Raw genomic sequence first — 12,257 nt, 5'->3', positions numbered from 1 at the left:
GCCCCGCGTACCCGCCGCCCACACGCCCGCCAAAGCGCCGCCCACAAACCCCGCGCACGCGCGGTCCGCAGGCGCCGGTCAGAAGCCGCCGGGCGTCGGCGGACGCGCGGCCCGACGCCGGGCCGAACGCCACCCCCCGCGTCGCTCCGCCGCCACCCGGGCCTCCCGCCGTCGGCTCTCGTGGGCCACCTCACCCTGCAGCCGCCGCCAGCTCTCCCACCGACGGGTGGAGAGCTCGCCGGTGTGCAGCGCCTCCCGGACCGCGCAGGCCGGCTCGCCGTCGTGGCCGCAGTCGGCGTACCGGCAACCCTCGGCCAGCCCGGCGATGTCGGCGAACGCCCGGTCGAGCCCGGTTGCGCCGTCGAGCAGGCCGACCGCCCGGACGCCGGGCGTGTCGATCACCGCACCGCCACCGGGGATGGGTACGAGGGCCCGCCAGGTGGTGGTGTGCCGGCCCTTGCCGTCCACCCGCCGGATCGCCTGGGTGGGCATCATCACCGCCCCGACGAGGGCGTTGACCAGGCTCGACTTGCCCGCACCGGACGGGCCGAGCAGGCCGAGGGTGCGGCCGGGCGTCACCTCGGCGCGCAGCGGTTCCAGCCCGAGGCCACGTTCGGCGCTGACCGGCAGCACCGGCACCCCGGGGGCGACGGCGGCCAGCTGGCGGGCCAGCGCGGCCGGGTCGGCAGCGAGGTCCGCCTTGGTCAGTACGACAAGTGGCCGGGCGCCGGACTCGTGGGCCAGGGAGAGCAGCCGCTCGATCCGGCCCACGTCCGGCTCGGGGTGCACCGGCTCCACCACGGCGGCGGCGTCGAGGTTGGCGGCCAGCACCTGACCGCTGGCGTCCTTGCCGGCGGTACGCCGGATCAGCGCGCCTCGCCGCGGCAGCACCGCCTCCACTGTGACGCGGCGGTCCGGCCAGTGCGTGAGCAGCACCCAGTCCCCGGCGCAGGGCAGCGCGGACGGGTCCCGGGCGGCGACGGTCAGCACCGCCCCACCCAGGCTGGCCCGGACCGGGCCGGCTGCGGTGAGCACAGTGCAGACCCCCCGGTCCACCCGGGCCACCCGACCCGGCTGGTGCTCGCCGCGGCGCGCGGCGTACGCCGTCCGCTCGGCGTCCCAGCCGAGGGCGGTCAGATCGATCGTCATGGCATCCTCATCGGTGTCGAAGCTGGTGATGGCGGAACACGCGTGCCACGTCCGGCATGATCACCACCTCCGTCCGATGTCCCGGTGCCGCGTCTGCCGCTGACGGTAGGTCCCGCACCGACGCGCCGAAAGCGATTTCCGCGGCGACGGCGCGACGGCGGACCGCTAGGGTCGACGGGTGACCACGGATCCGCTGTTGCTGATGGGCGAGGTGGACGCGGCGACCAGCCGACTACTGCGTAGCGCCGCTTCTCTCGACACCGCGGACCTGGCCGCCGCGTCGCTGCTGCCGGGCTGGACGCGCGGCCACGTGCTGGCGCATGTGGCGCGCAACGCCGACGGTTTCGTCAACCTGCTCACCGCGGCCCGCACCGGGGCGGCGCTGCCGATGTACGCCTCGCTGGACGGCCGCGCCGCGGACATCGAAGCCGGTTCGGGCCGGCCACCGGCCGCGCACCTGGACGACCTGCGACGCACCGCGGACCTGTTCTCCGAGGCGGTCGCGGCGATGCCGGCCGACGCCTGGGCGGCGACGGTGCAGGCGCGTAGGGGCCCGTGGCCGGCGGCGCTGCTGGTCTGGGGCCGGCTGCGGGAGATCGAGGTGCATCACCTCGATCTGGCCGTCGACTACCGGGCCGCGGACTGGTCGGAGACGTTCGCCCACCGTCTGCTGCGGGAGGCGGCCAGTCATCACGCCACGGGGCCGACACCGCCGTCGATGGTGCTGCGCCTCGACGGCAGCGAGCATGAGGTGGTGATCGGGGAACGCGTGGACGCCCCGGTCGTCGCCGGCACCGCCCCCGACCTCGCCGCCTGGCTGATCGGCCGCGCCGACGGCGCCCTGCTCTCCGTCATCCCTGACGGTCCCCTGCCTACTCCACCGGAATGGATATAGAAAACGTCATGACATACAGCGGAGACGTCACGCACGGCGGCGCACCGGCGGTTCGGGAGCTGGACGGGCTGACCATCAGCAAGCTGTCGGTGGGTCCGATGGACAACAACGCCTACCTGCTGCGCTGCACGGGCACCGGTGATCAGGTGCTGATCGACGCCGCCAACGAGGCGCCCCGGCTGCTCGAACTGATCGGTGACGGTGGGCTCACCGCCGTGGTGACGACCCACCAGCACATGGATCACTGGGTGGCGCTGGAGGAGATCGTCGCCAAGACCGGCGCCCGGGCGTTGGTGCACGCCGATGACGCGTCAGGGTTGCCGATCGAGGCGGAGCGGCTGGCCGACGGCGACACCGTGGCGGTCGGCGACTGCGCGCTGGAGGTCATCCACATCAAGGGGCACACCCCGGGTTCGATCGCGCTGCTCTACCGCGACCCGGCCGGCACCCCGCACCTCTTCACCGGCGACAGTCTCTTCCCCGGTGGGGTGGGTAACACCGACAAGGACCCGGAGCGCTTCGCGGCGCTGATCGGCGACGTCGAGCACAAGCTGTTCGACCAACTCCCGGACGACACCTGGTTCTACCCGGGCCACGGCAAGGACAGCACCCTCGGCGCTGAGCGTCCCGCCCTCCCCCAGTGGAAAGCCAGAGGCTGGTAACCCACTACCCCACCACCAACCAGAAGACCCAACGTCGACCAAGAACAACCAAGATCAAAACCCACCGGCGAAGGCGGCACCCTCGCACAAACCGGAACCACGACGGGGCGGGGGCCCGCCGTGCCCGGCGCAGGGATCAAGCCTGACCGCCCGGAGCCGGGCACGGCGGGCCCCCCCCCCACCCACCGCAACCCGGCCCAAGCGCCCCCGCGCCCAAGCGCCCCCGCGCCCCCCAGAACGAAGAAAGCTCAGCCAACGACGGAGAACAACCGCCGCCGCGCCCCCAGCAACGCGATGGAGGCGAGCACCAGCCCGACCCCCATCGTGACCAGCAGCGGGCTGGGGTCGCCCGGCAGCAGCCCGGCCACCGACCGCGACGCGGTGCCCAGGGCGAGGTAGAGACCGGCCCAGGCGGCCGCGCCGATCGTCGCGCAGCCGAGAAATCGGCCGTACGACATCCGCAACCCGCCGGCGGCCAGTGGCAGCAACGCGTTGAAGACCGGCAGGAACGGCGCGACCATCATCATCCGGCCGCCCCCGCGGCGCAGGATTCCTTCGGCCGCTGTCCAGCGTGCCTCGCCGATCCAGCCGCCGACGCGACTGTCGCGCAGTCGGTCGGAGTAGCGCCGGCCGACCAGGAAGCTCAGCGACCAGCCGGCCAGGCAGCCGACCAGCACCGCGGTGAAGGTGGCCAACCCGGCGCTCGGGCGGCCGACGCCGACGGCGGCGAGGATCGCGACGTCGCCGGGGACCAGGACACCCAGCAGGGGTACGGCGTCGAAGAGCATGACGAGCCCGAGCGCACCCATCAGCAGCAGAATCGGTAGTTCTCCGATCTGGGCCAGCCATTGCGTCATGCGTCGACGCTATGTCCGTGGCACCACTTCGGACATCGGGTCGTAGCCCTTAGTGACCCCTGGTATCCGCCTCGGGGTCGCCCCTGAGTCGTGGTCCGCCTCAGGCGGGGCGCAGCACCTGCACGTGGCGTAGCGACGAGTCGACCGACGGTTCGGTGGTGGGTACCGGGTAGTCGGCCAGCACGGTCAGGCGGTCCGTGGGTAGGTGTCCACGGCCGGGGTCGCCGACCAGCACGTCGGCGCCTGCGGCGGCGACCCGCTGCAGGAAGGGCAGCATGCGGTCGGCCATCGCGCGGTCGTAGAAGACGTCTCCGGCGACGACCAGGTCGACCTTCGCTTCGGTGCTGTCGAGCAGGTCGTCCCCGGTGGCGTCGACGGCGACGTGGTTGGCCCGCGCGTTGAGGGTGACGGCGGCGACGGCGTACGGGTCGATGTCGTTGGCGATGACCTCCGCGGCGCCGGCGAGCGCGGCGGCGATGGCCACCAGTCCGGACCCGGCGGCGAGGTCGAGCACCCGGCGGCCGGCTGCCAGCTCCGGGTGGTCCAGGAGGTGGCGGGCCAGGGCTTGTCCTCCGGCCCAGGCGGACGCCCAGTACGGCGCTGGCAGCGCGTGTCCGGCGGCTGCTTCCATCCGGGCCCACCAGACGATCGCGTCCTCGGCCAGGTGCAGCCGCACCTCGGGGACGAACGGAGTGGGCATCAGCCGGAGCCGGTCCAGACCGGCACCGGGCGCGTGGATCTCGCGTTCCAGCTCGGTCAGCGCGTCGGCTGCGGCATCTCTCATCGGCGCAAGCATGCCCCAGCGGCGGTTGGTCGGGGCGGGTTTCGCATGCCGCCGCGCAGAGTTCACCCGAGTTCAGTCAAATACCTACGGCACTTCGGCCAGCGGATCGGGGTTTTGCCCGTTACTGTCGAACAGGTACGGGCGATCATCGGCCAGAGGCCGAGGGTCAGCCGCTTTGAACAGGGAGAGATGCATGGCAACCGGCACGGTTAAGTGGTTCAACTCGGAAAAGGGCTTCGGCTTCATCGAGCAGGACGGTGGAGGGCCGGACGTGTTCGTCCACTACTCCGCCATCGCTTCGAGCGGCTACCGGGAGCTCAACGAGGGCCAGAAGGTCGAGTTCGAGGTGACCCAGGGGCAGAAGGGTCCGCAGGCGGACAACGTCCGCCCGATGTAGCTCCGTGCCGGTGACGGCGGCCGGTCTCCGGCCGCCGTCGCAGCGCACTCAAGACGCCGCCGGGGCGGCGGGCAGGTCCCGCCGCCTCCGGATTGGCCCGACCAGCAGGATCAACGGGGTGAGCGCCAGCCAGGCGGTCATCACGACAATTGCCGTCTCGACGCCGTAACGTGCGCCGATGGCACCGGCCAGCACGGCCGCCAGCGGGATCGTGCCGTAGTTGAGCAGATGCATGCTCACCGTCACCCGGCCCAGCAGGTGGTGCGGCGTGTAGGTCTGCCGGAAGGCGCCCTTGACCACGTTGCCGATGGCCACCCCGAGACCGATCAGCAGGCCGCCGAGGGCGGGCCAGGCCAGCCCGACGCCGGGTGCGGCGAGCGGGATGAGCAGCGCGGGCGGGCCGGTGAACGCCGCCGCGATCAGTAGCGCCCGTGCGGTGCCGCAGCGCCGGGCCACAGTGGTGGCGAGCAGCGCGCCGATGATCCCGCCGGCGCTCATCACCCCGACGAGCCCGCCTACCAGGCCCGGCTCGAGACGCAGTTCGCGGACCAGGAAGACCACCAGGACGGCCTGGTATCCGGTCAGCCCGATGTTGCTGGCCGCGCCGAAGAGCGTGAGCACCCGCAGGTACGGGTCCCTGATGACGAAGCGCAAACCTTCGCTGATGTCGCGGCGCAACGATCGGGACCGCTCCGAGGGGCGTACGCGTGGTTCGCGGGTGCGGATGCGCAGCAGGAACGCCGCGGAGAGCAGGAACGTGAGCGCGTCCAGCAGCAGCGCGGCGACGGCACCGACGAGTTGGGCGATCAGACCGGCGAGGCCGGGTCCGACGACGTAGCTCACTGTCTGGGTCGCCTGGAGCTTGGCGTTGCCCTCCGGCAGTCGCTCGGGTCGCAGCAGCACCGGCAGGTAGACCTTGTCGGCGGTTTCGAAGAAGACGCGCGCGGCGCCCGCGCTGAGGGCGACCACCAGCAGGTGCGCGACGGTGAGCCGGTCCACCAGCGCGGCCAGCGGCACGCTGAGGAAGGCCACCGCGCAGAGCAGGTCGCAGATCACCATCACCGGTCGGCGGGGCAGCCGGTCGACCCACGCGCCGGCCGGCAGGCCGATCAGCAACCAGGGCAGCCAGGCCGCGGCGGTGAGCACCGCCACCTGGAAGGTGCCGGCGTCGAGGACGGCGACCGCGACCAGGGGCAGCGCGACGGTGGTGACGTTGCTGCCGACGCTGCTGACCGCCTGGCCGGCCCAGAGCAGCCGGAAGTCGCGATGCCGCAGCAGCCCTCCGGTCGGCCGGACGTCGGTGGTGTCGTCGCGGGTGGCGGTGGTCACGGTTTGGCCGGTACGCCGTGGACGAACACGAAGACCGGCCTTCGGTCGGCGTCGTCGTCGGGTGGCTCCCGGTCGGCCCAGCGCGCGAGGACGTCGATCATCTCGCGGCTCAGCTCGGCCAGTTCCTCGGGTGTGAGGCGTAGCCAGTGGTCGGTGGAGAACGGCGCGTCGTTCCAGGTGGCCTGGGTGCTCTCGTCGGCGGCGTGCCAGGCCCGGGCCAGGGCGACGTGCCGGTCCAGGTTGAGCGAGGTGGCGGCGTCGGCGACCGCTCGGGCCGCCGGGTCGGCGTCGAAGTCGGCGTTGGACCAGCTCAGCGCTCGGGTGACCAGGCGCCACCACCGCTCGCGCCGGTCCCGGGCCAACTCGGGCGCCTCGGTGACCAGGTCGGCGGCGGCGAGGACCTTGAGGTGGTGGCTGACGTTCGCGGGGGCCTGGTCGGTGCGCTCGGCGAGCAGCCCGACGGTGGAGGGCCCGTGGACCTTGAACACGTCCATCAGCCGGCGGCGCAGCGGGTGGGACATGGCGGCCAGCACCCGGGAGTCGGTGATCTGGCGTACGTCGGAGCTGTCCATGCCGACAGGATGGCATCCGCAACAGCTCTTGCGCAATAACTATTGCTCAAGAGCCGTTGCGGATGCGCCAAGAGGGGCGGCCTGGCGGCCTCGGGCCGCCCCTCGCTCAGGCGACCAGCCGGCGGGCCAACTCGTCGGCGACCTGCTTGGCCATGGTGGGCGGGATGGCTGCGGCGATCTTCTCCGGCGTCAGCGACGCCAGGACGCCCTGGACGATCGCCGGCTCATCGGTGAAGTCCCGGTTGGAGAGCGCGGTCAGCGCCGCCTGCAACGCGCTCACCTGGGCGGCGAGCGACGTCAGCGTCGGGTGCGCCGAGACGAAGTTCGGGACCGTGGCATCCTCACCAACCGCCATCCGGGTGTAGATCTGCCCGATCGGGTTACGGCCGTCCAGCACTGTGAGGTTCTTGTGGACGGTGGCCAGCCAGTTGTGTTCTTCGGGGGTCATGTCGTCGTCCTCCAGGAGTCCGATGGAGCTGAGGTACCGGCGGAACAGGGGCCGCTGGTCGCGGCCCGCCTTGATGGCGTCGCGGAAGAAGCTGAAGTGGGTGTGCCAGCGGTGGGAACTGTCGCCGCTGGTGCGCTTGCCGAGGCGGTCCCACCGCCGCACAGTGGTGCCGTCGGGGCTGTAAATGATCTCCCGGATGTCCCGGGCGTCGGCCGCGTTCGCGACGCACTGCGCGACGCACCAGACCGAGAAGCTGGGCAGGGTGTTCGTACGACCACCGGAGCGGACATTGAACTGGCCGACGTCCAGCGCCGCCGCGTCGAGGGTCAGCCCGGCCCGGTCGCGGGGCGACTCGACCACCGAGTAGTCGTTCGTGACCACCCGGTCCGATCCGCAGTGGTAGCCACCCCGGTGGGCCGAGTCGCCGACGATGCCGACCTCGCCCGGGTCAAGGTCGTCTGGCCCGGGGGCGTTGTCGAGGTGAGTGAGGAGCAGGCTTCGGACGGCCAGAAGATTAGCCGGGGCCCGGGTCATGGGGGTCCCCCTTTCCGAGAGGCGGGGACCGGGCACGACGTCACACCGCGTACGCGGTGCTGGGCTTCGGACGAGCCCGGTCTACTGGTGCACGGCGCCGGGCGATGACTCAACCATAGCCCGCGTTTTGGACAAACGCCCAGCTCAGAGCAGGTCAGTGCAAACTGGAGACTGGCGCGGGTCAGAGTGGACGATTGGCAACAGCAGCGCCGAGGGGTGCGCCGGATCGTGCAGAACCTGTCGCCAACCGGCACGCAGCGTCACCGCCGTACCGAGGGGTTCCCCGGTGCCGGGGTTGCGGGCCCACCGTGGATGGGCGCCACCGCAGACCTGCACCCGCAGTCGGTGCCCGGCGGCGAAGCGGTACGCGGTCGGCCAGAGCGGCACCGGAATCCGCAGCACCCCGGAAGGGTCGGGCGGGAAGCGCTCGGGCGTGACCCGCACCAGGCCGTCGCACACGTTCCATGAGCGACCCCGGCGGTCCACGTCGCACAGACGAACGAAGACGTCCAGGTACGGCAGATCGCTGCGGAGGTGGATCTCGGCGCGGACCGGGCCGATCACCTCGACCGGCGTGGTCAGTGGGGTGCTGGTGTAGGTCAGCACGTCGGCGCGGGCCTCGACAGGTCGATTGTCGACCGGGCCGGCCCGTTGGCCGACGAGCAGTGGACCGCCCAGCGACGGGGTGGGGTCGGCGGGGTCGTAGCGGAGTGGGTCCGGTGTCGACGCGACAGGTGGGCGGGCCGCCAGCTCGCCACCGGGTTGCAGGTGCCAGGCGGTCTCGACGGCCGGGGGTGGCCAGTCCGGCAGGTCCCGCCAGCCGCCACCGGCGCCGCCGACGTAGATGTGCACGGGGGGCCGGGCTGGTCCCGCCGCGACGGGCGATCGTGGCGCGGCCGGCAGGTGCTCGTCGAGCCAGCCGAACCCCTCGCGCAGCGCGGCCACGAACAGTCCGGGGCTGCCGTGCGTCCACGGACCGATCACCAGGCGCGGCGGTGTGCCGGCGGCGCGCAGCACGGCGTAATCGTCGAGCTGGGCGGGCAGGAAGATGTCGTGCCAACCGCTGACCATGATCACCGGCGCCCGCACCTTCGCGACCTGGTCGGCGAAGACCCGGGTCCGCCAGTACGCGGCCTGCGGTGTGTGGTGGCGCAGCCACTCCTGAAAGAACGGGATGGTCACGCCGGTGGCCACCCGGTCGGCCTCGGCCAGGGGAAGGTGCTCCAGCGCGGCGGCCAGCCGGGGTTGCCCGCGCTTGAGCTCCCACTGCCGGGCCAGCCACGGCACGGTCTGCGCGTGCAGCAGCTCCGCCCAGGTCAGCACGGTGTCCAGGGCGAAGGACTCCCCCGCGTACGTCGAGTCGCGGGTGGCCGAGGCGGTCACCACGGCGACCATCGCGCGCAGCTCCTCGCCGGCGTCGGCGGCCAGGGCCCACTGGGCGAAGCCCTGGTAGCTGACCCCGAACATGCCGAGTCGCCCGGACCACCAGGGCTGGCGACGCAGCCAGTCCAGCGTGTCCGCGCCGTCGTCGCGCTCGTGCACCAGCGGGGCGAACGTTCCACCGGAGCCACCGGTGCCCCGGCACGACTGGATCACCGCGTGTCGACCCCGGGCGGCGAGCAGCCGACCGAGCAACCGCAGCGGTCCACCCCGCCCGTAGGGGGTGCGGATCAGCACTGTCGGCGCGCCGATGACGGCCGGGGCGTAGTGGTCGGTGCGCAACACCACACCGTCGCGGGCCCACACCGGGAGGTCACGGCTGACCCGCACGGGGCCGGGGCGGGTCGGTGGCAGGCGTAGCGCGGCGCTGGCGAGGCGGGTGACGAGGTCCGGCACCGGTCAGCCCGTCGGGCGGCGGGGCGACTCCGGCCGGGCGGCACGCACCGCGTCGCGGTGCCCGCGCAGCGACTCACTCATCTCCGCCATGAACCGGTGCACCACCTCCAGTTCGTCCTCGCTGAAGCGGGCCATCACCGTGTCGGTACGGGCGCCCAGCGGGCGGAAGAACTCCATGGCCAGGGCCGCGCCCTGGTCGGCGTAGTGCAGCAGCACCTTGCGCCGGTCGACGGTGTCCCGGTCGCGGCGGATGTGCCCGGCCCGTTCCAGCCGATCGATCAGGGCCGTGACCGAGCCGGAGGACAGGTTCAGCTGCTCGCCGAGACGGCCGGGGGTGATCGGGTCACCGAGCAGTTCGGCGTCCATCACCGCGATCAACGCCTGCAGGTCGGTCGGGTTGAGGCCGTGCAGGTTGGCGAAGGCGTGGCCGACCTGTTGGGCGTCCACCGCGTACCGCCGGAGGTTGTTGGTGATCTCGGCGACCAGCTGCTCGCGGCGCGTGTCGCGCCGTCGGTACATGCCGTGAGTCGCCACCTCGCGCCGCTCTTCCCGTCGTCGGTCTCTCGGGTTGCAGCATAGAACAGCCCCGGATAATCTCGGCTATCAAGATACTCGGCTTCCGAAAGACCTTGAGGTCACCTGATGTCTGTGTTCACCAGAGTCGCTCGTGGCCGACTGGCCGCCTGGCTCACAGTGGCCGCCGCGATCGTCGTGGGCGCGGCCGTCTTCGGCACACCCCAGCCGGACAACCCGGCGCCGGTCTCCGCCACCGGCCTGTCCGCGCAGTGGCAGTCGACCCAGGTGCAACGTCTCCAGGATCAGCTGCCCTCCAGCGACGTACAGCCGGCCATCGTGGTGATCAGTCGTGGTGACGGCGGCGCGCTGAGCGAGGCCGACCGGGCGACCGTCGGCGCTCGCGCCGACGGTCTGCGCCGATTCGCGGTGGGTGGGCAGGTCAGCCCCGCCCAGATCTCCCCGGACGGCGCGGTGGCCCTGGTCGCCGTGCCGCTGGACACCGCTGGCGGGCAGGAGGTCGTCACCGACGCGGTGACCCAGCTGCGCGCCACCCTCGCGGACCTGCCCGACGGGCTGACCGCCGAGGTGACCGGCTCCCCGGCGTTCACCGCCGACCTCTCCTCGGTGTTCGACGGCGCCGACGTCACACTGCTCATGGTGACCGCCGCCGTGGTCGCGCTGCTCCTGCTGATCACCTACCGCAGCCCGTTCCTGTGGATCGTGCCGCTGGTCGTGGTCGCCGCCACCGAGCAGCTCACCCTGCGCGCGGTGGACGTCATCGTGCCGGGCGTCGGCATCAACCTCCAGCAGGGTCAGGTCACCGGCATCGCCAGCGTGCTGGTCTTCGGCGCCGCAACCGACTACGCGCTGCTGCTCATCGCCCGCTACCGGGAGGAGCTGCGCCGCGAGGAGGACCGGTTCGCGGCGATGCGCGCCGCGCTGCGCCGCACCGCGGAGCCCATCCTCGCCAGCGGCGGCACCGTCGTACTCGGCGTCCTCACCCTGCTGCTCAGTGAGCAGGAGACCAACCGCGCGCTGGCCGTGGCGTGCGCCACCGGTGTGGTCTTCGCCATGCTCTCGGCCCTGTTCGTGCTCCCCGCCGTGCTGGTGCTCTTCGGTCGCGGCCTGTTCTGGCCGTTCGTACCCCGGGTCGGCGGCCCGGTGCGCGAGGGTCGGCTCTGGGGTCGACTCGGCGCCGCCGTGCAACGCCGCCCGGTGGTGGTCGCGACGCTGGCCACAGTGCTGCTCGGCGGCCTGGCACTGGGTGGGCTCGGCATCCGTACCGGCCTGTCCGAGACCGAACAGTTCCGGGCCGAGCCCGAGGCGGTGACCGGGGCACAGACCCTGGCCAGGGCCTTCCCCGCCGGCAGCACCCAGCCCGTCGCCGTGATCACCACCCCGGCGGCGGTGCGGGCGGTCACCGACGCCGCCACCGCGGTACCCGGTGTCGCCTCGGCGCGCCCCGGCGACGCCGGCGCGGCCGTCGCCCAGGTCGACGTGGTCCTCGACGCCGAACCCGGCACCACCGCCTCGGACCGCGCGATCGAGGCGCTACGGGCGGCGGTCGCCGCCGTTCCCGACTCCGCGCCGCCGGCCGCCGCCGGCGGCGACGCCCCGTCCGGGGCGATCGTCGGTGGTTCCGTGGCCGCCACGTACGACTCCGACGAGGCCAACGACCGGGATCTGCGACTCATCCTGCCGATCATCCTGCTGCTGGTCGGCGCCGTGCTCGTGCTGCTGCTACGCGGTCTGCTCGCGCCGCTGCTGTTGGTGCTCACCGTGATCGCGTCGTACTTCGCCAGCCTCGGCGCGGCCTGGCTGCTCTTCGACCACGTGCTGGGCTTCCCGGCCCTGGACAGCGGTGTGCTGCTGCTGGCCTTCGTGTTCCTGGTGGCGCTCGGGGTGGACTACAACATCTTCCTGGTCACCCGGGCCCGGGAGGACGCCCGCAGCGCCGGCACCCGCGCCGGGATGCTCTCCGCCCTGCGGGTCACCGGCGGTGTGATCACCAGCGCCGGAGTGCTGCTCGCCGCGGTCTTCGCCGTGCTCGGCGTGCTCCCGCTGATCACCCTGACCCAGATCGGGATCATCGTCTGCATCGGTGTCCTGCTCGACACCCTGCTGGTCCGTACGGTCCTGGTGCCGGCGCTGGCGTTCCTGCTCGGCGACCGCTTCTGGTGGCCCGGCCGCATCACAGGCGACCCGGCGCAGGCCACCCCGCGCTCACCCGAGCCGGTCGCCGCGCACGACTGACCGACTCGACGGGGCCCGTGGCGGA

Annotated in this window: 12 protein-coding genes; 4 read left to right on the top strand and 8 right to left on the bottom strand. The window is 72.6% G+C overall.

The features are described 5' to 3' along the window. Nucleotides 1–78: 78 nt before the first annotated feature. A complete protein-coding gene (gene rsgA / locus OG992_RS30510) occupies nt 79–1,149 on the bottom strand; it encodes a ribosome small subunit-dependent GTPase A (RefSeq protein WP_266304947.1) in 1,071 nt (356 codons plus the stop codon). Nucleotides 1,150–1,327: 178 nt separating this feature from the next. Between rsgA and OG992_RS30505 the strand changes: the two genes are divergently transcribed. Both OG992_RS30505 and OG992_RS30500 read left to right on the top strand, forming a co-directional pair. Next, the gene (locus OG992_RS30505) at nt 1,328–2,044 is read left to right on the top strand and encodes a maleylpyruvate isomerase family mycothiol-dependent enzyme (RefSeq protein ID WP_266304946.1); all 717 of its coding nucleotides are present in this window, start codon (nt 1,328–1,330) and stop codon (nt 2,042–2,044) included. Nucleotides 2,045–2,052: 8 nt separating this feature from the next. Continuing rightward, nucleotides 2,053–2,706: an MBL fold metallo-hydrolase gene (locus OG992_RS30500; RefSeq protein ID WP_266304945.1), complete on the top strand. Its 654-nt coding sequence runs from the start codon at nt 2,053–2,055 to the stop codon at nt 2,704–2,706. Nucleotides 2,707–2,954: 248 nt separating this feature from the next. Here OG992_RS30500 and OG992_RS30495 read toward each other — a convergent pair whose 3' ends face one another. Then, the gene (locus OG992_RS30495; protein ID WP_266304944.1) at nt 2,955–3,563 is read right to left on the bottom strand and encodes a DedA family protein; all 609 of its coding nucleotides are present in this window, start codon (nt 3,561–3,563) and stop codon (nt 2,955–2,957) included. A gap of 100 nt (nt 3,564–3,663) precedes the next feature. Beyond that, a complete protein-coding gene (locus OG992_RS30490) occupies nt 3,664–4,347 on the bottom strand; it encodes a 50S ribosomal protein L11 methyltransferase (RefSeq protein ID WP_323181927.1) in 684 nt (227 codons plus the stop codon). 193 nt (nt 4,348–4,540) lie between these two features. Between OG992_RS30490 and OG992_RS30485 the strand changes: the two genes are divergently transcribed. Continuing rightward, nucleotides 4,541–4,744: a cold-shock protein gene (locus OG992_RS30485; protein WP_007462771.1), complete on the top strand. Its 204-nt coding sequence runs from the start codon at nt 4,541–4,543 to the stop codon at nt 4,742–4,744. A 48-nt stretch (nt 4,745–4,792) separates the two neighbouring features. Here OG992_RS30485 and OG992_RS30480 read toward each other — a convergent pair whose 3' ends face one another. The 5 genes from OG992_RS30480 to OG992_RS30460 form a co-directional block, all read right to left on the bottom strand. Next, complete coding sequence (locus tag OG992_RS30480; protein WP_266304943.1) at nt 4,793–6,073, bottom strand: MFS transporter; 1,281 nt, start codon at nt 6,071–6,073, stop codon at nt 4,793–4,795. Next, nucleotides 6,070–6,645 carry a helix-turn-helix transcriptional regulator gene (locus tag OG992_RS30475; protein ID WP_238685531.1) on the bottom strand — a complete coding sequence of 192 codons (576 nt, stop codon included), beginning with the start codon at nt 6,643–6,645 and terminating at the stop codon, nt 6,070–6,072. The genes OG992_RS30480 and OG992_RS30475 overlap by 4 nt, the downstream gene beginning before the upstream one ends. A gap of 106 nt (nt 6,646–6,751) precedes the next feature. After that, nucleotides 6,752–7,627 carry a hypothetical protein gene (locus OG992_RS30470; RefSeq protein ID WP_238685532.1) on the bottom strand — a complete coding sequence of 292 codons (876 nt, stop codon included), beginning with the start codon at nt 7,625–7,627 and terminating at the stop codon, nt 6,752–6,754. 144 nt (nt 7,628–7,771) lie between these two features. Next, nucleotides 7,772–9,463, bottom strand: coding sequence for a CocE/NonD family hydrolase (locus OG992_RS30465; RefSeq protein WP_266304942.1), 1,692 nt, complete (start codon nt 9,461–9,463; stop codon nt 7,772–7,774). A gap of 3 nt (nt 9,464–9,466) precedes the next feature. Continuing rightward, complete coding sequence (locus OG992_RS30460) at nt 9,467–9,982, bottom strand: MarR family winged helix-turn-helix transcriptional regulator (RefSeq protein WP_091407987.1); 516 nt, start codon at nt 9,980–9,982, stop codon at nt 9,467–9,469. A gap of 123 nt (nt 9,983–10,105) precedes the next feature. Here OG992_RS30460 and OG992_RS30455 point away from each other — a divergent pair, with 123 nt between their 5' ends. After that, complete coding sequence (locus OG992_RS30455; protein WP_266304941.1) at nt 10,106–12,232, top strand: efflux RND transporter permease subunit; 2,127 nt, start codon at nt 10,106–10,108, stop codon at nt 12,230–12,232. Nucleotides 12,233–12,257: the final 25 nt, after the last annotated feature.

It is taken from the genome of Micromonospora sp. NBC_00362 (genome assembly GCF_026342155.1).
Classification (GTDB): Bacteria; Actinomycetota; Actinomycetes; order Mycobacteriales; family Micromonosporaceae; genus Micromonospora; species Micromonospora hortensis.
Note: the sequence above shows the minus strand (reverse complement) of the source record. Positions and strands in the feature narration are given on the sequence as shown.